Source organism: Streptococcus sp. 27098_8_186 (assembly GCF_041432055.1).
Classification (GTDB): Bacteria; Bacillota; Bacilli; order Lactobacillales; family Streptococcaceae; genus Streptococcus; species Streptococcus dentalis.
In genome coordinates, this window is sequence record NZ_JAPVYV010000001.1 from 81,968 (window position 1) to 101,068 (window position 19,101).

The 19,101-nt window shown below is 41.0% G+C and carries 21 protein-coding genes; 3 read left to right on the forward strand and 18 right to left on the reverse strand.

Annotated elements, in window-relative coordinates; translation table 11 throughout:
* Nucleotides 1-120 precede the first annotated feature (120 nt).
* Both lepA and O3602_RS00365 read right to left on the reverse strand, forming a co-directional pair.
* Entirely contained in the window at nt 121-1,947 is a 1,827-nt protein-coding gene (gene lepA / locus O3602_RS00360; protein WP_371610914.1) for a translation elongation factor 4, read from the reverse strand.
* Between the two features lie 66 nt (nt 1,948-2,013).
* Nucleotides 2,014-2,451 carry a GNAT family N-acetyltransferase gene (locus O3602_RS00365; RefSeq protein WP_003011154.1) on the reverse strand — a complete coding sequence of 146 codons (438 nt, stop codon included), beginning with the start codon at nt 2,449-2,451 and terminating at the stop codon, nt 2,014-2,016.
* 195 nt (nt 2,452-2,646) lie between these two features.
* Between O3602_RS00365 and O3602_RS00370 the strand changes: the two genes are divergently transcribed.
* The 3 genes from O3602_RS00370 to pepT are packed head-to-tail and all read left to right on the forward strand — an operon-like array spanning nt 2,647 to nt 5,443.
* Nucleotides 2,647-3,402, forward strand: coding sequence for an XRE family transcriptional regulator (locus tag O3602_RS00370; protein WP_151378844.1), 756 nt, complete (start codon nt 2,647-2,649; stop codon nt 3,400-3,402).
* Complete coding sequence (locus O3602_RS00375; RefSeq protein ID WP_151378843.1) at nt 3,399-4,220, forward strand: Cof-type HAD-IIB family hydrolase; 822 nt, start codon at nt 3,399-3,401, stop codon at nt 4,218-4,220. Before O3602_RS00370 ends, O3602_RS00375 begins: the two co-directional genes overlap by 4 nt.
* Nucleotides 4,221-4,222: 2 nt before the next feature.
* The gene (pepT, locus tag O3602_RS00380; RefSeq protein ID WP_371610915.1) at nt 4,223-5,443 is read left to right on the forward strand and encodes a peptidase T; all 1,221 of its coding nucleotides are present in this window, start codon (nt 4,223-4,225) and stop codon (nt 5,441-5,443) included.
* Between the two features lie 38 nt (nt 5,444-5,481).
* Here pepT and O3602_RS00385 read toward each other — a convergent pair whose 3' ends face one another.
* From O3602_RS00385 to O3602_RS00460, 16 genes are all read right to left on the reverse strand, one after another.
* Nucleotides 5,482-7,221, reverse strand: a complete 1,740-nt coding sequence (locus O3602_RS00385; protein ID WP_151378842.1) for an ATP-grasp domain-containing protein — start codon at nt 7,219-7,221, stop codon at nt 5,482-5,484.
* Nucleotides 7,218-8,309, reverse strand: coding sequence for a carbamoyl phosphate synthase small subunit (locus O3602_RS00390; protein ID WP_003011173.1), 1,092 nt, complete (start codon nt 8,307-8,309; stop codon nt 7,218-7,220). Before O3602_RS00390 ends, O3602_RS00385 begins: the two co-directional genes overlap by 4 nt.
* Before the next feature lie 124 nt (nt 8,310-8,433).
* A complete protein-coding gene (locus O3602_RS00395) occupies nt 8,434-9,357 on the reverse strand; it encodes an aspartate carbamoyltransferase catalytic subunit (RefSeq protein WP_371610916.1) in 924 nt (307 codons plus the stop codon).
* Nucleotides 9,358-9,403: 46 nt separating this feature from the next.
* Nucleotides 9,404-9,922 (reverse strand): bifunctional pyr operon transcriptional regulator/uracil phosphoribosyltransferase PyrR, encoded by a 519-nt coding sequence (gene pyrR / locus O3602_RS00400; RefSeq protein WP_003001719.1) that lies wholly within the window; start codon nt 9,920-9,922, stop codon nt 9,404-9,406.
* Nucleotides 9,923-10,184: 262 nt separating this feature from the next.
* Nucleotides 10,185-10,820 (reverse strand): Pr6Pr family membrane protein, encoded by a 636-nt coding sequence (locus tag O3602_RS00405; RefSeq protein ID WP_371610917.1) that lies wholly within the window; start codon nt 10,818-10,820, stop codon nt 10,185-10,187.
* A gap of 44 nt (nt 10,821-10,864) precedes the next feature.
* Nucleotides 10,865-11,200: a zinc ribbon domain-containing protein YjdM gene (locus tag O3602_RS00410; RefSeq protein WP_003001648.1), complete on the reverse strand. Its 336-nt coding sequence runs from the start codon at nt 11,198-11,200 to the stop codon at nt 10,865-10,867.
* Nucleotides 11,201-11,328: 128 nt separating this feature from the next.
* Entirely contained in the window at nt 11,329-12,081 is a 753-nt protein-coding gene (locus O3602_RS00415; RefSeq protein WP_371610918.1) for an HAD family hydrolase, read from the reverse strand.
* Nucleotides 12,056-12,460 (reverse strand): PaaI family thioesterase, encoded by a 405-nt coding sequence (locus O3602_RS00420; RefSeq protein ID WP_003016342.1) that lies wholly within the window; start codon nt 12,458-12,460, stop codon nt 12,056-12,058. The genes O3602_RS00415 and O3602_RS00420 overlap by 26 nt, the downstream gene beginning before the upstream one ends.
* Before the next feature lie 83 nt (nt 12,461-12,543).
* Complete coding sequence (locus O3602_RS00425) at nt 12,544-13,641, reverse strand: hypothetical protein (protein ID WP_003011349.1); 1,098 nt, start codon at nt 13,639-13,641, stop codon at nt 12,544-12,546.
* Between the two features lie 3 nt (nt 13,642-13,644).
* On the reverse strand, nt 13,645-14,349 hold the full coding sequence (locus O3602_RS00430; RefSeq protein ID WP_371610919.1) for an ATP-binding cassette domain-containing protein: 705 nt from the start codon (nt 14,347-14,349) through the stop codon (nt 13,645-13,647).
* 289 nt (nt 14,350-14,638) lie between these two features.
* On the reverse strand, nt 14,639-15,106 hold the full coding sequence (locus O3602_RS00435; protein WP_176605539.1) for an 8-oxo-dGTP diphosphatase: 468 nt from the start codon (nt 15,104-15,106) through the stop codon (nt 14,639-14,641).
* 514 nt (nt 15,107-15,620) lie between these two features.
* Complete coding sequence (locus O3602_RS00440) at nt 15,621-16,196, reverse strand: hypothetical protein (protein ID WP_003011042.1); 576 nt, start codon at nt 16,194-16,196, stop codon at nt 15,621-15,623.
* A 495-nt stretch (nt 16,197-16,691) separates the two neighbouring features.
* Nucleotides 16,692-16,904, reverse strand: coding sequence for a hypothetical protein (locus tag O3602_RS00445; protein ID WP_037606327.1), 213 nt, complete (start codon nt 16,902-16,904; stop codon nt 16,692-16,694).
* A gap of 26 nt (nt 16,905-16,930) precedes the next feature.
* Entirely contained in the window at nt 16,931-17,365 is a 435-nt protein-coding gene (locus tag O3602_RS00450) for a hypothetical protein (protein ID WP_003011260.1), read from the reverse strand.
* Nucleotides 17,366-17,878: 513 nt separating this feature from the next.
* Nucleotides 17,879-18,502 (reverse strand): NAD(P)H-dependent oxidoreductase, encoded by a 624-nt coding sequence (locus tag O3602_RS00455; RefSeq protein ID WP_003011254.1) that lies wholly within the window; start codon nt 18,500-18,502, stop codon nt 17,879-17,881.
* Nucleotides 18,503-18,595: 93 nt separating this feature from the next.
* Nucleotides 18,596-19,093, reverse strand: a complete 498-nt coding sequence (locus O3602_RS00460) for an N-acetyltransferase family protein (RefSeq protein WP_371610920.1) — start codon at nt 19,091-19,093, stop codon at nt 18,596-18,598.
* Nucleotides 19,094-19,101 lie beyond the last annotated feature (8 nt).

Below are 19,101 nucleotides of genomic sequence, written 5' to 3' on the forward strand. Positions count from 1 at the left end.
GTCTACCATGAAAGATGATATTTTAAAATAGGATAAGTGTTACATCTGATCAAACTTTTCTAATTCAGTCTATTTCTTTTGAACATAAAACAAAAGTGCCCCTTTGAGGCACTTTAAATGTTATTCTTCATCCATTGACAAGACAGATAAGAAGGCTTCCTGTGGTACTTCTACAGATCCAATGGCCTTCATCCGTTTCTTACCAGCTTTTTGCTTTTCAAGAAGCTTGCGTTTCCGTGAGACGTCCCCACCATAACACTTGGCCAAGACGTTCTTACGAAGGGCCTTGATATCTGTACGAGCCACGATCTTATGACCGATCGCTGCTTGGATAGGCACTTCAAACTGTTGACGAGGGATAATCTTCTTGAGTTTCTCAACAATCAACTTACCACGTTCATAGGCAAAGTCCTTATGAACAATAAAGCTGAGGGCATCGACGGTATCGCCATTGAGAAGGATATCCATTTTGACCAATTTAGAAGGACGGTATTCAGACAACTCGTAGTCAAAGCTCGCATAGCCACGAGTAGAGGATTTCAATTTATCAAAGAAATCAAAGACAATTTCCGCAAGTGGGATTTGATAGATGACATTAACCCGATTTTCATCGATGTAGTCCATGGTCACAAAGTCCCCACGTTTGCGTTGGGCCAATTCCATGACAGCCCCGACAAACTCTTGTGGCACCATGATTTGGGCTTTGACATACGGTTCTTCGATCGAAGCGATCTTGGTTGGATCTGGAAACTCAGAAGGGTTGGAAACATCCAGTACTTCTCCATCTGTCAAATTGACCTTGTAGATTACAGACGGAGCTGTCATGATCAAGTCAATATTGAACTCGCGCTCCAAGCGTTCTTGGATAACGTCCATATGAAGGAGACCCAAGAAACCACAACGGAAACCAAAACCAAGGGCTTGAGATGTTTCAGGCTCAAATTGAAGACTAGCGTCATTCAATTGCAATTTTTCCAAGGCTTCACGAAGATCGTTGTATTTGTTTGATTCGATTGGGTAAAGACCGGCAAAGACCATTGGGTTCATTTGCTTGTAACCATGAAGGGGCTCACTTGCTGGATTGGTCGCTAGGGTCACCGTATCCCCGACACGGGTATCCGCAACAGTCTTGATAGAGGCCGCAATATAACCAACATCTCCTGTCGCAAGGAAATCACGACCAACTGCTTTAGGAGTAAAGATTCCTACCTCAGTCACATCAAAGGTCTTACCATTGCTCATCAACTGGATGGTGTCGCCAGGCTTCACCATACCATTGACCACTCGGACCTGAAGGATTACTCCACGATAGGCATCATATACAGAGTCAAAGATCAAGGCTTGAAGAGGAGCTTCAACATCCCCAGTCGGTGCTGGAACTTTCTCAACAATCTGCTCCAAAATCTCTTCAATCCCGATACCAGCCTTGGCAGAAGCTAAGACTGCCTCACTAGCATCCAACCCGATGACATCTTCTACTTCTGTGCGCACACGTTCTGGATCTGCAGCTGGCAAGTCGATTTTATTGATAACTGGCAGGATTTCCAAATCATTGTCCAGCGCTAGGTAAACATTGGCTAGAGTCTGGGCTTCAATCCCTTGAGCGGCATCCACTACAAGAATTGCACCCTCACAGGCAGCGAGCGACCGCGAAACCTCATAGGTAAAGTCCACGTGTCCTGGTGTGTCAATCAAGTGGAAGATATAGGTTTCCCCATCTTTAGCCGTGTAGTTCAACTCGATAGCATTAAGCTTGATGGTAATCCCACGTTCCCGCTCCAGGTCCATACTATCTAAAAGTTGGGCTTGCATCTCCCGACTAGACACGGTTTCGGTTTTTTCTAAGATTCGATCGGCCAAGGTTGACTTTCCATGGTCAATATGGGCGATGATCGAGAAGTTCCGAATCTTCTCTTGTCGTTTTTTTAATTCTTCAAAATTTGGCATAATCATCTTCCTAGTAAATTTAATCGTACTCTTCATTATAACAAAAAAGATAGGCCTTTGCCTATCTTAATTCATTATTTTCAAAAATCGCTTCTGCGTTTTATTACCCTCATAGCCTATTCGTTCGTAAAAGAGATGAGCTTCTTTTCGATGAGAGGCAGAATTTAAACGGATAAAAGCAGAATGCTTACTTTTGGCAAGATCTTCTACTCGCTCCATCAATTGGCGACCGATCCCACGTCCTTGAGCAGATGGAAAAACCGCAAGGCCCAAAATATTTAAACCAGCATCACTATAGAGGCTTTCATAGACTTCCGCTTCCACATAACCAAGAATATTTCCTGTTTGGTCCTCTTCATAAACAAAGCAAAAATGATCCGAATCTGGCGAATTAAATTTATCAATCTGAGCTGCCACTTTTTCAAGGGTCGAATCATACCCCAATGCTTGGTGACATAAATCTCTAATTTGACCTGCATCTTTGACTTGAACGCTACGAATCATAGCTTCACCTCCATGAACTCTTTGGTATTATCTTAGACCTTTATCCTCAAAAAGTAAAGGAAGACCTGATAAAATTTAAAAAGATAATCCGATTTAGATCAAATTCGTCTTTTTTCACATTTTTCAGGGATTTCTATTTACTTTTTCGATTTAATTCATTATAATAGTAAGGGTAAATACAAGGAGGTGAGTACGTTGGCCAGAGGTCGTGGAAAAGCAAGCCCTCAAGACAAAGAGGCATTACGGATTATATCGGAAAAAATCAGAGAATTACTGAAAGAACAGGGAAAAAAACAGATCGAATTATCTCGTATTACTGGAATCCCTGCAAGTACCCTGACTGGATATGTAAAAGGAACTTCTCTTCCCGTTCCTGAAAATTTAGAGAAGATTGCAGCCTTTTTCCAGGTAGCAGTTGCTGAAATTGACCCTCGATTACGCAATGATTTTGTGGTTATTGATTCAGAGATTGAACGATTGTATAAACAGCTCGATGAAGGAAATCAAGAAAATCTTCTTTCTTATGGAAAAAGTCTCTTAACCCATCAGAAAGAAAGACAGAAGATTGAAAAGCAATACCACTCATATTCTGTCTATGATTCTTTTGCAACTTACCAAAATCAAAAACAAGCTGATATCGTTTGGTTTGATCAAAAGATTCCTTACGATTTGGCTTTTTGGATTCATACGGATTCCCTCGAGCCTAAATACGAAAAAGGGGCCGTTGTGTTAATCAAGCAAACCTATTACGATCAAGCAGGGGCTATTTATGCCATTGATTTTGATGGGCAAACGTTAATCAAACGTGTCTTTCGTGAGGCCAACGGTATTCGACTGGTTTCCCTCAATAAGAAATATAGTGATCAAATCATTCCACTAGATGAGGAACCTGGGGTGATTGGAAAAGTGATTGATGGCTTTGTTCCTCTTGATTTGGAGGAAATCAAATGATTCAATTAATCGCGATTGACTTGGACGGAACTCTTTTGCATGAGGATAAGACTCTATCTAAAGGCAATATTGAAGCTCTTCACCGAGCCCATGAAGCCGGCTATGATATTGTGATCTGTACTGGGCGACCCTTAGCAGGTGTACGGCCCATCTTTGAAGAGATTGGACTCCCTGACGGCAACTACTATATGATTATCAATAACGGGTGTACAACCTTGTCTACTAAGAATTGGGAAATCATTGGCAAGGAAGAATTGAGCCTTGAGGACATGCACCAGTTGCATGTTTTGACGGAAGATACAGACGTCCAGCTAACCTTATTTGACATGGATCACTACCTAGTGGTCGCACCTGAAGCCAGTGAACTTGTCACGATGGATGCGGGTATTGTTAATAGTAAACCGACACCTATCTCAGAAGAGGATCTACCCAACCTTGTTCCTATTTTTCAAGCTATGTACGTAGGAGATCCTTCTGCTATTGATGCCTTCCAAGCTCAGCACGAGGCTGCATTAGAAGCCGATTTTAACACTGTTCGTTCACAGGATATCTTGTTTGAAATCCTGCCAAAAGGCGCAAGCAAGGCTTCTGCTCTTCAAGCATTAAGTCAAACATTAGGCTACAGGAGAGACCAGGTCATGGCTCTTGGAGATGCCAATAATGACCTTGAAATGCTACGTTTTGCTGGTTACAGCGTCGCTATGGGAAATGGCAATGCTGCTGTCAAGGAAATAGCAGACTTCATCACCCTGACCAATGATGAGGATGGCGTGGCCTATGCTATTCACAAATTAATTGAATCTGAAAAAGGAGAATGATTATGAAATACCAAAATTTGTTGGACCGTTTTATTACCTATGTAAAGGTTAACACACGTTCAGACGAAAATTCTACAACCACTCCAAGTACCCAATCACAAGTTGATTTTGCAACAAACATCTTGATCCCTGAGATGAAACGCGTGGGTCTTCAAAACGTCTACTATTTACCAAACGGCTATGCTATTGGAACACTTCCAGCTAATGATCCAAGCTTTACACGCAAGATTGGATTTATCTCTCACATGGATACCGCTGACTTCAATGCCGAAAATGTTAATCCTCAAATCGTTGAGAATTATGATGGGGGTGTCATTGTCCTCGGTGACTCTGGTTTCACACTCGATCCAGCTGATTTTGCTCATTTGAACAACTACAAGGGACAAACCTTGATCACAACTGACGGTACTACTCTTCTGGGTGCAGACGATAAGTCAGGTATCGCTGAAATCATGACAGCTATTGAATACCTGACAGCTCATCCTGAAATCAAACACGGAGAAATCCGTGTCGGCTTTGGTCCCGATGAAGAAATCGGAGTTGGGGCAGATCAATTTGATGCAGAGGATTTTGACGTAGACTTTGCCTATACTGTCGATGGGGGTCCTCTTGGAGAGCTTCAATACGAAACCTTCTCAGCAGCTGGGGCTGAAATTACCTTCAAAGGACGCAATGTCCACCCAGGTACAGCCAAAGGTCAAATGATCAACGCTCTTCAATTGGCCATTGATTTCCATAACAAACTCCCTGAAGGAGCACGTCCAGAATTAACCGAAGGCTATGAAGGCTTCTACCACTTGATGAACATCGATGGAACTGTCGAGGAAGCAAGTGCCAGCTACATCATTCGGGACTTTGAAACTGAAAGTTTTGAAAAACGCAAAGACCTCATGAAATCTATTGCTGATCAGATGAATGCGGAGCTCGGTAGCGAACGCGTTCTCCTCACCCTCAAAGATCAGTACTACAACATGAAGCAAGTGATTGAAAAAGATATGACGCCGATTACCCTTGCTAAGGGAGTCATGGAAGATCTTGGTATCACTCCAATCATTGAACCGATCCGCGGTGGTACAGATGGATCTAAAATTTCCTTTATGGGAATTCCAACACCAAATATTTTTGCCGGTGGAGAAAACATGCATGGTCGCTTTGAATACGTAAGTCTCCAAACCATGGAACGCGCAGTTGATACCATTATCGGTATTGTGACCAAAAAATAAGAAACAAAAAAAGGATTCGGATAGGTTGTCCGGATCCTTTATTGTCTATTAGAAAGCTTGACAATATCTTTGACCTGATCAATTTTCTGAATCAGGCGAAGGCTTGTCTCATTGATCGAAAGATAATAGACTTTATCTACCAATGATTCTGTAAAAGGACGATTTGTGAGTAAGATAACCTGTTGTCCTTTTTCTTTCAGCTCTTTAGCCTTCTTTCGCACCTTTTGGTAAAAACTCTCATCGCAGATTTCTAGATCATCCACCAAGACACAAGCAGCCTCCAAAGCCAATGATTCATTGGTTCCGTTTTGGGTCAGATAATAGGCTGCTCCCGCTTTGACCTCATATAAGCCAGCTGATGGCTCAACCGGAAGAAAGGCTGGACTTGTCTCAGCCTCTACTCCTTTATCTAACTCCACTAGATTGGCCAAGACCTGCAAATAAACAGGTGCTAATTTACTCAAATCCAAGAGTTCCTCAAACTCAAAACCACGTTTTAAAGCTTCTAAGATATAGAAGAGCCGGTGTGGCATATGACGAGCAATTTTCTGGATTAATTCATCATCGCTCATTTCCTCAGGAAGGATGGTCAGCAAGTTCTTATCTTTAATGGTTTCTAGGGCTTGTTGATAAGCTTCATCGATTCTCTTCCCAAATCCATAAACTGCCCCATAAGAGTGAATTTGGGTATTGAGGCAGGCATTTTTAGCAGCATCAGAAAAAATCGGGATCTTAAAGAAGATATAGTCCAAACTCGGTTCGTAAACGGCCTTTAAATCCTTTAATAAGGGATGAGGCAAATGCTCGAGAGATCGCCCTAATTGTAGCTGAACTTCTTGCTCAAATAAGGAATAACCCAAGCCCATAGAGGCCATTGAGATACTGTCTGAAGCAAATGGATTAACTTCTAGGATATAAAAAGCATAACTCGTCGGATCTAGAGCAAACTTGATCGAAATGGCTCCTGTCAGCTTCAAATAGCGACTGATGTGGATCGCTGCTTCACGAAGATTTTGAAACTCTCGGTCAGTCAGGGTGACAGCTGGCATAAATTGATAAGAGTCACTAGAGTGGATCCCGACAGGATCAATGCTTTCAATAGAGGCCGCCAGGTAGTGATTGTCTTCGCGATCGCGCATGACGACAAAATCCAATTCCTTAAAGCCATAGGTCGAAAACTCTAGCAAACACTGCTGACTTGGAGAGACTGAAAGTCCCGTTTCCACTGCTTCGCACAGGTCATCTAGATTATGAGCAATCTTTCGTCCCTGCCCTTGCTTACTCGCTACCGGCCAGATCATAATGGGAAATTGAATGCCTTCAGAAAACTCAATGGCTTCTCGAACAGAACCAACCAGTGCGGAAGCGGGTACCTGATAGCCCAGCTCTTGAAAAAGGCGTCGTTGATCCGCTTGCTGATAAAAGGTCCGGTAGCGTTGGAGACTCGGCCCGACAATCATGATCGATACTTCTTTGAAAAATCCAATTTCTTCCAATCGGAACAAGAGATTTAAAATCTGTTTATCCGCAAAGGTTAGGAGCAAGCGAGATCCAGTATAGGAAAGAAGAGTCGTCCTAAGAGCATCCAGTTTGAGCTTACTGACTACAACCTGTTCTCCAGCTTCTTGTGTGATAGCATTTTCTTCTCCCAGATAAAGGACAAGAGCATTCCCATCCTTGGCATTGAGTTTTTGTGCTTCATTTACCGCAGCCAAGAGGCTAATATCCTGATAAGAATCTCCACATAGGAGAAGCAATTTCTGGTTTTCTTTCATCATTCCTTCTCCCTTCTACTTTCGTGAATTTTGGCATCAATCAATTCTAAAAATTCATCGTAAAAATAGAGATTTTCCCTTGTCCCTGGACTAGCATCCACTTGGAATTGAACCCCTAAAATCGGTTGGTAACGATGACGAAAAGCTTCAATACTATGGTCATTGACGTTTTCATGCGTGACCAATAAATCATGGGGTAGGCTATCGCGTGCGATACTATACAAGTGATTTTGACTCGTTATCTCGATTTTTCCTGTCGCAATTTCACGCACAGGAATATTTAAACCGAAATGCCCAACTTCCATGGGAGCTAGTTCAGCCCCGTAAGCTTGAGCCAGCAGCTGAGCTCCCAAGCCCATGCCCCAGATCGGAATCTGACCATTGAGCTTTTTGATCAAGCGGCAAAGCTTTTTCACCTGATGGGGATCTCCAGGCCCACTGGATAAAATAACGCCATCGGGCTGCTGTTCCATCAGTTCATCATAAGAGATATCATAGGGATAGACCGTGACATTACAGTCCCTTTGACTCAGCTGACGCAAGACAGAGTGCTTGACCCCTAGATCAATCAAGGCAATACTCTTTCCAAAACCCGGTACAGCATAGGCCGTTTTTGTCGAGACTTGACGCACTTGATCTTTGGGAAGGACTGTTGCTCGCAACTGATCCAGGATATGCTCGATCGAATCCCCCTTGTTAATGACAGTCGCCTTCATCCGTCCATACTTGCGGACAATTTTTGCCACCTGTCTCGTATCAATCCCTACAATACCAGGGATTTTTTTTCGCTTCAAGAATTCATCCAAGGTCATCTGTTGCCGCCAATTGCTTGGCATCTCCACTAGATGCTGAACAACTACTGCCAAACAGGTGGGCGTAATCGATTCAGAATCGTCCCGATTGATCCCTGTTGCGCCAATAACTGGAAAGGTAAAAGAGAGTATCTGGCCACTAAAAGCCTGATCCGTGATCAATTCTTGATAGCCTGTCATGGCTGTCGTAAAGACCAATTCACCAGTCACATATAGGTCTGCACCAAAGGCTTCCCCTTCAAATACAGTCCCATCCTCTAGGACCAATAATCGTTTCATCGAACCCCTCCCTTCTTTTACACTAGTCCAATTTTATCATAGTTCCTCAAAAAAAGGAAAGTCAGATTCCATGTAGCTCTCTACTCTGTCCTCTTCCTTTCCTTTCAATGAATTGTCAGTTATCTTATTTTGCACCGCGACCTTTAAGGACGGCTTCAATGATGGCCATACGAACAAAGACACCGTTGGTCATTTGTTCTACGATACGTGATTTAGGAGCTTCTACCAAGTGGTCCGCAATTTCAACGTCACGGTTGACTGGTGCTGGGTGCATCAGGATCGCTGTATCTTTCATACGGTCATAACGTTCTTGAGTCAAACCATGAAGACGGTGGTAGTTTTCTTTAGAGAAGAGTGATTCGTAATCATGACGTTCGTGTTGCACACGCAAGAACATCATCACATCTACTTCTTCAATGACTTCATCGATAGTGACGAAACTTCCATAGTCTTCAAATTCCGCACTTCTCCATTCGTCTGGACCTGCAAAGTAAAGGGTTGCTCCCAAACGTTTCAAGATTTGCATATTTGATTTTGCCACACGTGAATGATCCAAGTCCCCAGCGATACAAACTTTCAAGCCATCAAAGTGACCGAATTCTTGGTAAATGGTCATCAAATCAAGCAAGCTTTGGCTTGGGTGTTGACCTGAACCGTCCCCACCATTGACGATAGAGGCTGTGATCGTTGGGCTTTCAACCAATTCTTTGTAGTAGTCCACTTCAGGGTGACGGATGACACAGACATCTACTCCAAGAGCTGACATGGTCAAGATGGTATCGTAAAGTGTTTCCCCTTTGTTCACAGAACTTGTCTTCACATCAAAGTCAAGGAGATCACATCCCAATTTCAACTCTGCCACTTCAAAGGCTTTGTGGGTACGAGTTGAAGGTTCAAAGAAAAGGTTTGAGATGATGTGTTGGTCTTCGTAGGATGCTTTAGCTCCGTTTTTGAACTCAACCCCACGTTTGATCAGTGCCATTACTTCTTCATTGGTAAGAGTTTCCATTGAGACAAGGTTTTTAAGAGCGATTTGATTTTCAGACATGTTGATTCTCCTTTTATAATGTGAATGCAAATAATTTACAATTTGTTTAAGCTTCTTTGATGAGGACGCGGTCTTGGCCGTCTAGCTCCACCATCTCGACAATGATTTCCTCTGACTTACTTGTCGGGATATTTTTCCCAACAAAGTCCGGACGAATCGGCAACTCCCGATGCCCACGGTCGACGAGAACCGCCAGACTCACTCGAGCAGGACGACCGTGACTGACCAGGTTGTCAATGGCAGCGCGTATCGTGCGACCTGTATAGAGGACATCATCGATCAAAATGACTTCTCTATGAGCGATATCAACTGGTAAGACCGTCGTATCTTCTGTCGCCTTCATGTCATCTCGGAAAGGCTTGGTATCTAGTTCTGCTACAGGGACATCGATTTGTTCCAGCTGAGAGAGGCGTTCTTGGATCCGGCGAGCGATGTAAACACCACGCGTCTTGATCCCCACCAGCACAATCTGGCTCAAATCTTTGTTTCGTTCAATGATTTCGTAGGTGATCCGGGTAATGGCCCGTTTCATCGTCAAATCATCAACGACTTCTTTGGTTTTCATTCAGTCCTCCTTAGTTGTAAAAGAAAAACCTCCTTTTTCAAGGAGGTTCAGCAAATGGATGGTCTAAGAGGATAGAGTCTCGCCCTATGGTCCTAGCCATTGTTTTCACAGTCTCCTTGCCTGCCTCACGGGACAGGATTAAAGGATTTATTTAATTGAGATAACTATATCACAGTTTCAAATGACATGCAAGAAAAAACTCAACTTTTTTTCAAAAAAATTTAAAAACATGACTTTTCGTCTGAATAATGTTCGTCTTTTACTAAGAAACAGCCGATTTCCGCTTGATATTTTTAATCCCATAGAGCACATAGCCAGCCAAGAGGTAAGCGATAAAGATGATCACCACCCATTTGCCAACAAAGGCCCAGCCGTATTTATTAACATTGATAAAGAAATAGGCAAAGGGACTATCTTTTGCACCTGGAATTGGCCACTTCAAGACCAAACCATTGAGAAGAGCAAAGAGCATGTAAGCTAGGGGAATCAAGGTCCAAAGGAAGGGATCGAGCTTACGGTATTGCTTGGCTTTGTCAATCACTAGGGTATCAAAGAAGAACATCAAAGGAACGATGTAATGACAAAGGAAGTTTTCCAAACGATAAAACTTCTCTGGTGTCGCAATAGGCGCCAACATAAAGTGGTAGATGACACAGGTGATCATAATGGACATGGTAACTGCGCCTTTCATACGAAGGTAGCCCTGAGTCTGGGTCGAACGCCCTCGAACCATGCGCCAAACCATGTCTCCCATAAAGAACATGACCAACATGTTAGATAAAATGGTGTAATAGAGCATCATGCCAAAGCCACCATGCTTGGTGAGTTGCAGATAAACGCCAATAACACTTAAGATAAACAATAGAAAACGATAGCTAAATAATAATTTGAATTTCATAGTATTCTCCTGAAAGAAAAGAGGCAAGGCCCTCCTTCTTTTCTTTAGATTTTCTTCACAAATTCTGATTTTAGTTTCATTGCACCAAAGCCATCAATCTTACAATCAATGTTGTGGTCTCCTTCAACGATACGGATATTTTTCACGCGCGTACCTTGTTTCAAATCTTTCGGTGCACCCTTCACTTTCAAATCTTTGATCAAGGTCACTGTATCGCCATCAGCCAATTTGTTTCCGTTGGCATCAATCGCTACGACACCCTCTTCTTCTTCGATTTCAGCTGGGTTCCATTCATACGCACACTCTGGGCACACCAAGAGCGCTCCATCTTCATAGACGTATTCAGAGTTACATTTTGGACAGTTTGGTAAGTTATTCATTTTTATCTCCTTATTCAAATTAACTTTCATAGTATACCATGAAAGCGAAAATTTGACAAATTCTGTTCGACTGTAGCATTTTCATGGAAAAAGGAGGCGACTTGGCATCCCTACTTGGATGATATTTTTCAATCTTCCTGCAATTCTTGAATATCTCGAATCACGCGCACGCCTGCTTGATTCTTCTCGCGCAGTTCAGCATCAGAGTAGGGGAAGGTATTGATCAAGATACTCTCCATCCCGATACTTTGGGCAACAGCGACATCCGTCGTAAAGTCATTCCCCACCATGACCGTTTTCTCAGGGTTCAACTGGTGTTCTTTCATCACTTCCAAGAGAAACTCTGGTTGAGGTTTGCGAATACCTGCATCAGATGACAAGTAAATGTCATGGAAAAGTTCTCTCAAACCAACCAAATCAATCTCCGGATTGGTAAAATCTGCTTGGGCATTGGATAAGAGAAAGATTCGGCAACCTGCAGCTTTCATATCCTCTAATACTTCTTTCGTGTGAGGATAAAGCTCCAACCGTTTGCGAGAAAGGACACGGAAAGTCCGCGCAATCAAACGTCCCCACTCTTTGAGGTGGACAACACTATTCCCGCTTGGATAGCCTTCTAAATACAATTGCACAAAAATGACCGTTAGATCAATCTCTGGGTAGGCAACTTGTTTTTCCTTAGCCAAGTCTTCTTCGGCTTGTTGCACCAACTCTCTATAACGCAGGCGCAGACCTTCTCCTGTGTAGCTTGCCCCGTAGGATTGGTAAATCTGAGCCATGGTATCCCATAAAATGGGACTCGACTCATCCGTTTCGATGTCGACCAAGGTTCCATAAAAATCAAAAATATAGTTTTTAAATGCGTACTTGTGCGGATTCATCTCTCACTCCCGTAACAAACATCGTAAAGGTTGCCTTGCAGACATTTGCCCCGTCTTGATTGGTAATATCGACATCCACAACTCGGGTCGTCCGTCCACTATGGACACATTCGCCATGGATCGTGAGGACATCCCCCAGACGCCCTGCTTTCAAGTAATTGATCGAGGATTGCAAGGTCACCCCATCGACCCCTTGAGAAACCACGACCAAACCACTGACTTGGTCACACAGGGTAAAGAGATAGCCTCCGTGCGCATTTCCATAATAATTGAGCGAGGATTCCACGACCTTGGTTGTCACCACTACATGGCCATCTCTCATCTTTTCGATTTCGTAATTTTCAAATGCAGCAATTGCATCAAAGTGAAAATCTTTCATATACTTGCCACCTTTTCTAGCATCTTTTCAACTCCTCTATCATACTACAATTAAGGAGTAGATACAAGCGAAGGGGCAATTCCTTAGAAGCAGAAAAGGAGACTCCAACTAAGTAAGAAGACGATACTAGGAACAATATATTTTCTTGGGTGCTTCCAACATTCTCTCTTTAAATTCCATTTTCTTAAAGGGAAATAGATTTCAATAAGTAAGTGCAAAACAGCTTCAACAACTGCTAGAATCATCACTCCTAGTAAAAATAGGATCCCCAAGTCAGGCATGACCACCATTTTTAATAAAAGAGCAACAAATAGATTCACAGATAGGAAATAGGTCAGCAATACACGGTAATACATCAGGTAAAAGAACAGACTCTTAGGAAGAGACTTAACATGATCGATCAAATCTTTATCAGCGGAAATGAGGGTGGTTAATGGCGTATTGACAGAAGCAATCGTTAAAAGGATGATGATTTTTAATGGAGCCTCATAATCCTGTATCAGAATGAGTAAGAGGAAGATGAGAGTAAAGACAAAATTGATGGAAAAATAGCGCTCTTGAAACAAGGAAAGCCAAAAATAATTGCCACTTCTTCTCTTTGCGACAAGCAACTGATCATTTTTTGAAATCTCGACCAGGTCCTCGTTTTTAAAAATAAAGATAGCAACGAAGGTTGAAACTAAGATCATATAGGACACTTGTTGGACCCATAAAGAAGATACTGTAAGAACAGTCGTTACAGAAATGAGGACTCCTCCTAGAAAACTAGGCCTGGTATTGAACTGGATAAAGACATAAAACACACTCAATACCACCAGTAAAGAAAGGAGGACGAGCTTAAAGGATTGTAGCAGGTCTAACCTGACTCCCAAAAAGAGGATCAATAACAGCACGCGCTCTAGTAAATTGAGAAGAAAGGTTACCGTCAGAAAAGACCCTTTAAAACGATTGAGAGACAAAGGAAGCTGGTAGTAGGCCTGAACCCTGTCCATCGAAAAGTAGGAATAGAGCAATTGAAAGGTTGATAGAGCAGTAACAATAGCCGTACTGATCAGCAAGACTTGAAAGCTCGTAGAAAATTTTGCCCCAACAAGATGGTAATAAAGAGCAAAAGCTAAGGAAGTCAAGAACAAGAAGAGCCGATTTTTGGATACCAAATCTCTAAAAATAGCTAGTAGCATGCTCTACCCCCTCTGACGATTGACGTCACGAAACCAATCTTCTAAATTCGATTCGATCGCGTCTAGGTGACCATCATCAATAGAATAAGCTGTATCACACACCCGAACGATACTCTCTGCGATATGCGAACTCATCAGAATAGAGCCTTCTTCTTTATACTGCAATAGCAAACCATATAGAAATTCTGTCGCATCAAAATCTAGGCCATCAAATGGTTCGTCCAAAATAAGGAGGAGAGGTTTGAGATAAAAAGCTGTGATCAAGAAGACTTTCTTCTTATTCCCCGTTGACAAACTACCGATATCGGTGTTGAGAAATTCTTCAAAATGAAATCCTGAGATCAGGTCCTGCAATAACGTATCATCTCTCTTTCGATGATACAAACGACAGACAAAATTAAAATAGTGAACAAAATCCCAGTTTAAAAAACTATTGTTTTCAGTAAAAACTGTATAGGTACGGCTCTTATAGAAATTCGTATGAAAAGAGGTCGCCTTGTCTTCTATGGTAATAGACTCAACTACATACTGCCGATGATCAAAGACACTACTTAAAGCTTTTAACAAGGTTGTCTTCCCTGCTCCATTTCGACCAATCAACCCTACTACAGAATGATTGGACACAAGCAAATTCGTATCTTTTATAATGGGCTTGTCTTTTTTATACCAAACGTTTAGCCCCTTGATGTTTAAACACTCACTCTTCATCGACGCACTCCTTTATAAAGGTAAGAAGCCCCAACTAAAAGCAACAGCAAAGCGTATAACCATTCCTTTTGAAAAGCAAAGACTAAGGCACCTATCAAGAAGCAAATTCCTATAAGGATTCTAAATTGTAATTTCATATCTTGCCTTCTTTCTATTCACAGTATGAAAGATTACAATTGTATTTTATGCTTATACTATAGTACTTTTTCTGAGCAGATTCAAGCACGAATGAATATTCTTTCTTCTTTTACCTTACAAGCAAAAAAGCTAGATACCTCTAGCCCTTTGCTTAAAATCTTAATTTTTCCCAATCATCGTCTGTTCGTTTGCGATAATAGTACTCAGACAAATCTGGGTCTTCCATCACTTCCAGCAGAGGCAGCATATCGTAGGACAAGTCTAACTGATCTAATTGATCCTTCTCAACCCAAGAAACTTCTCCTTCTTCAGATGATCTGAGCTGGCCTGTAAATTCTGTCGCTTTGTAGCAAAAGACGATGTAGCGGCCGCCCTCATCTTGTGGCCAGTCTTTGACTGCGACCAGTTTTGGATTTGTAATTGTAAGTCCTGTCTCTTCGTAGATTTCACGAATGACGGATTCTACAAGGCTTTCTCCTTCTTCGATATGGCCACCTGGAAAAGCATAGCCAGCCCAGTGAGTCTTTTCAGGTGAGCGGTATTGGAGGACTACTTTCCCATTTTCAAGATCTTCGACCATGCAAAGATTGCACAGTGTAGTAGGCGTTGTACGTGACATATATTTCCTTTCTATTATTTATTCCTCTTTGTTTCGATATATTTCATAAGCAAAATCGTTAAAGCAGACACAGTAAAAAAGACCAGATAGGTTGCTATAGGGAACCAAATATAGCGGTGATCTAGGGATAAGAGTGAAGGCAGGAGCCCCTTACTATTTTTCCCACCAACCCCGATAAAAAGATGGACCACTAAACCGATACTATTAAGATAAATAAATAAATCTGCATATCTTTTTATTGTCATCCTTGTCCCAGATAAGTCTAGGAACCAATAGTCAAATAATCGATACACCAGACAAAAAAGATTTATATATAATGGAAAACTATAATTGATATCTCTATAGGGCGACGGAATAGGAAGACTCTTAAAAATAAGATTGATACCTATTCCTATTCCTAAGATTAGACCAAATACCAAGAAGAAGCCTAATAATTTATGCGAATCCATCCAAAACCGAAAACTTTCTCTCCTTGATAGATTCTTTTTTGTATTTGATTTTCTTTGATTATTTTTCATTTGTGTGGATTTAAACCATTTTCTTCTTCTCTCTTTTTATTATCAAGATGCTTGGAAATTAAAATTATCAACATAGCCACAAGAAAGAAGATTACATAGGTAAGAATAGGAAACCAGATATAGTGGTGGTCTAGAGTTAGCAGGGGAGGAATACTCTTTCTATTTCGACCCATTATTCCAAAAAACAAATGAAACAGAAAACCTACTCCATTTAGGTACAAGAATGGATCTGCAAAATCTTGTACTGTAAGCATTCCATCAAAAGTATCTCTAAAAACACCGTGATAAAGCATGTTCACTAAGAATACAAGATTCATATAAAGTGGAAAGACATAATAAAAGTTTTGATAGGGTTTTGGAACAAAAGTTGTCCCAAGCAAGAAATAGAGTATCCCAAAAGCTGATAAAAAAAATATACTACTATCTAATAGAAAAGCTATTTTTGAATGCTGTAGCAACCATAATTTTACTTTATCTAGCCAGCTCATTTTTCGATTTAGTTTATGGTATTTTTTTAATTTTTTCTGTGCCGTGACTTTCTTTTTCATTCGTTTCTTAATCTTTCGTTCCATTTACGCCTCCTTCTTCTCTTTTCTATCCGTATAACCAAAAGCAGAATGCCCAGCCCTAAGAAAAAGAAAAATAGATAACTTACAATAGGAATCCAGACATAGGCCGGATCCATAGAAATTATAGGAGGGAAATTCGTTGACTTACGACGTCCTAGCCAATTCAGTCCTACCAAGAGATGAAAAGGAAAAAGAGAACCATTGAAACCAATAAATATCCATGAAAAGTAACGCCATTTCTGAAGTGTATCACTTCCAGAATGAAAGACAAGGCAATAGGTTGAGAAGATCAGAAAGAAAAGATTGAAGCTTAAGGGAGAAAGATAGTTTAAGCTTGGGAGTTGATAACCAATGAAAGGGGCGGCAAGAAATGATACATACAAAGATCCAAATAACACACTCGTATCCAGGAGTTGACCAATCCTTCGGTGCCTTTCCATCCAAAGAGAAAACCTCTTAGTCCAAGAAGACTTTTCTTTTGTCTTGTACTTCATTTGTCTACTCATCTTCATTATCATCTACTCCTTTTTTTGAACCTTTAGAGAGAAAGAAGATTGCCAAAGTTAACATCAAGACTAGAAGGTAGATGACAATAGGAAACCAGATATAAGCTGAGTCAAGTGAAAATAAAGACGAAAGGACGACTTTCCCATTTTCAAGATCTTCGACCATACATAAGTTGGTCAATATAGTAGACGTTTTACGTGACATAAACTACCTTTCTATGATGGTAACAATTAATCAATATATACTTTCTTCTCTATTTCTTTTTTCATGACAAAGGGATTCACCAGCTCATGGTATTCATCAAAGGCATCTAAAAGGGAGCCTCTTTGAAAGACAATTGACTTCTCTTTTAAATAATATTCCGAGTGAATCGTTACCGAACCATGACCATCAAAACTAAAGAAAAACACAATGAATAATACTAGGAGCAGGCTAGCAAAGAAACTAAACAGTAGCCCCACTACATTCTTCCAATTGACTGTGTGAGTTCGATAGAAGCGATACCAGATGTGACTAAAAGCCGTTACAGCTCCTAGATACAGCCAGGGATTCCAAAGAAGTGGCGTAAATGCGTAGCCAAACAATTCTAAAAGGAAGTTGGCAAACACGAAAAGTAAAAGAATAAGATACACAATCCTAAACAGGTACAAATACTTTCCCATCATTGACCTCTCCTATGTAAATATTGGTTCAAAGCTAAAAATCCAATAATCTTCTTATCTTAGATAATGATCAAGAGTACATGGACTGCCAACCGTAGCCAATGATCAATTAGGGGCGCATCCGGATCACTTTTTTTGCTGTCTAAGAATAGACTTAGTGATAACAATAGTAATGCAAGGGCAATAACTAGTTTGAGAGATAACACCATACTACCAAGAACAAGAGAGGCTAGAAAACCAAAAAATGGCAAAGGGGAAAATAAAAATGCCAAAAACCTGAAATACATCATAATCAATGATAAAACCAATAAACCAAAGACGACAATCTTCGTAAAAATAGAGACTCTTTTTCCTTCTCTTTTCATTTTTGATAGTGAATAAATGACATAGATCATATAGATAAAAAGCAACATATGGAATCATTCCTACATTTTATAGATTATGTTAATAGTTTAACCAAAAGCCAATTAAAATACAACTAAAGACACTAACTTATCAGTAGTAACCCATCTCTGATCAAAGTTTCTTCACTTCTGCTGCTACCTTTTGGAGATGGTGTTCTCGAATGCTAGCGGTGTTCACATCCCGGCCGACTTCTCCCAAAATGCAGACACGCTTGGTTTTAATCCCACAGTGGTTCAAAACGGCATTCTTCAAAACAGAGATGCCATAACTATCCGGAATGTTGAAAGGACCTGAAAAGATCTTATACCACCAAGTAGGCGCCATGGAGGTCGCATAAATACTGGCCGTTTTTCCTTTGAGCAACTTATTGAATTGCTTGCCTCTCAGGTAATTCCAGATAAAGCTACCCTGATCATTGGCTGAGTAGGCAATCCCCGGTGTAAAGACCCGATCAATCCAGCCTTTCAGAAGGCTCGGCATACTACTCCACCAGATGGGATAGACAAAGATCAGGTGATCCGCCCACTGGATCCATTCTTGAGAACGAAGGATAAAGGGATCTTCTTCCATCCGTTTTCGGTAACCATAGCGAAGGACCGGATCAAAGTCCTCTTCATTGAGACTGATCACTTTAAGCTCGTGGCGATTTGAGTCAATAGTTTCGACAATGGTTTGAAAAATAGCCTGACAGTAACTTTCCTTATCTGGATGCCCATTGATGACTAGAATTTTCATTCGGCTTCTCCTTCATTTCTTTGGTTCTTTCTATCTCTTTTATTATTTTACTTGATTAATTGATAATGGTTCAAAGATTGATAGATACGTCCTTTAGGAATTTTTATTTGAAGAACACATCATCCGCAATTCCTTAACAGGTTTTCCAAGTTCAAGTATTTTTTCTTGGCCATCAAAAGTAAAACCCATTTTTTGATAGAAAGCAATGGCTCGCTTATTATCTTTCAATACCCATAAATAAATTTCAGAGAAATGATCGAGAACAGCAAATGCAGCATGCATTAACTGTTCACTCACACCTTTTCCATAGTAATCTTTTAAAACATATAAGGCGATGATTTCACCAGCTTGAATGGCATCATCACGAAAATTTCCATAGCTGATAAATCCAACGACCTTCTTTCCATCCATCGCAATCAAGGTATTTTCTGGATACTTTTGACTAAAGAAACGACATCTATCTAATGTCATCGTCTCCTGATATTCTGCGGGTAAAAGATTGTCATAAGCCTCTCTCCACGTTTGCCAATGAACGAGAGATTTTCCTTCTATCTCTTCAGGAGTTTCCATTGTTTTAATGATAATCTTCATTCGCCTTA

What these genes read in the sequence shown, in the direction of transcription:
- lepA (WP_371610914.1), bottom strand. Translation starts at nt 1,947, where the DNA reads ATGCCAAATTTTGAAGAATTAAAAAAACGACAAGAGAAGATTCGGAAC.
- O3602_RS00365 (WP_003011154.1), bottom strand. Translation starts at nt 2,451, where the DNA reads ATGATTCGTAGCGTTCAAGTCAAAGATGCAGGTCAAATTAGAGATTTA.
- O3602_RS00375 (WP_151378843.1), top strand. Translation starts at nt 3,399, where the DNA reads ATGATTCAATTAATCGCGATTGACTTGGACGGAACTCTTTTGCATGAG.
- pepT (WP_371610915.1), top strand. Translation starts at nt 4,223, where the DNA reads ATGAAATACCAAAATTTGTTGGACCGTTTTATTACCTATGTAAAGGTT.
- O3602_RS00385 (WP_151378842.1), bottom strand. Translation starts at nt 7,221, where the DNA reads ATGATGAAAGAAAACCAGAAATTGCTTCTCCTATGTGGAGATTCTTAT.
- O3602_RS00390 (WP_003011173.1), bottom strand. Translation starts at nt 8,309, where the DNA reads ATGAAACGATTATTGGTCCTAGAGGATGGGACTGTATTTGAAGGGGAA.
- O3602_RS00395 (WP_371610916.1), bottom strand. Translation starts at nt 9,357, where the DNA reads ATGTCTGAAAATCAAATCGCTCTTAAAAACCTTGTCTCAATGGAAACT.
- pyrR (WP_003001719.1), bottom strand. Translation starts at nt 9,922, where the DNA reads ATGAAAACCAAAGAAGTCGTTGATGATTTGACGATGAAACGGGCCATT.
- O3602_RS00405 (WP_371610917.1), bottom strand. Translation starts at nt 10,820, where the DNA reads ATGAAATTCAAATTATTATTTAGCTATCGTTTTCTATTGTTTATCTTA.
- O3602_RS00410 (WP_003001648.1), bottom strand. Translation starts at nt 11,200, where the DNA reads ATGAATAACTTACCAAACTGTCCAAAATGTAACTCTGAATACGTCTAT.
- O3602_RS00415 (WP_371610918.1), bottom strand. Translation starts at nt 12,081, where the DNA reads ATGAATCCGCACAAGTACGCATTTAAAAACTATATTTTTGATTTTTAT.
- O3602_RS00420 (WP_003016342.1), bottom strand. Translation starts at nt 12,460, where the DNA reads ATGAAAGATTTTCACTTTGATGCAATTGCTGCATTTGAAAATTACGAA.
- O3602_RS00425 (WP_003011349.1), bottom strand. Translation starts at nt 13,641, where the DNA reads ATGCTACTAGCTATTTTTAGAGATTTGGTATCCAAAAATCGGCTCTTC.
- O3602_RS00430 (WP_371610919.1), bottom strand. Translation starts at nt 14,349, where the DNA reads ATGAAGAGTGAGTGTTTAAACATCAAGGGGCTAAACGTTTGGTATAAA.
- O3602_RS00435 (WP_176605539.1), bottom strand. Translation starts at nt 15,106, where the DNA reads ATGTCACGTACAACGCCTACTACACTGTGCAATCTTTGCATGGTCGAA.
- O3602_RS00440 (WP_003011042.1), bottom strand. Translation starts at nt 16,196, where the DNA reads ATGGAACGAAAGATTAAGAAACGAATGAAAAAGAAAGTCACGGCACAG.
- O3602_RS00445 (WP_037606327.1), bottom strand. Translation starts at nt 16,904, where the DNA reads ATGTCACGTAAAACGTCTACTATATTGACCAACTTATGTATGGTCGAA.
- O3602_RS00450 (WP_003011260.1), bottom strand. Translation starts at nt 17,365, where the DNA reads ATGATGGGAAAGTATTTGTACCTGTTTAGGATTGTGTATCTTATTCTT.
- O3602_RS00455 (WP_003011254.1), bottom strand. Translation starts at nt 18,502, where the DNA reads ATGAAAATTCTAGTCATCAATGGGCATCCAGATAAGGAAAGTTACTGT.
- O3602_RS00460 (WP_371610920.1), bottom strand. Translation starts at nt 19,093, where the DNA reads ATGAAGATTATCATTAAAACAATGGAAACTCCTGAAGAGATAGAAGGA.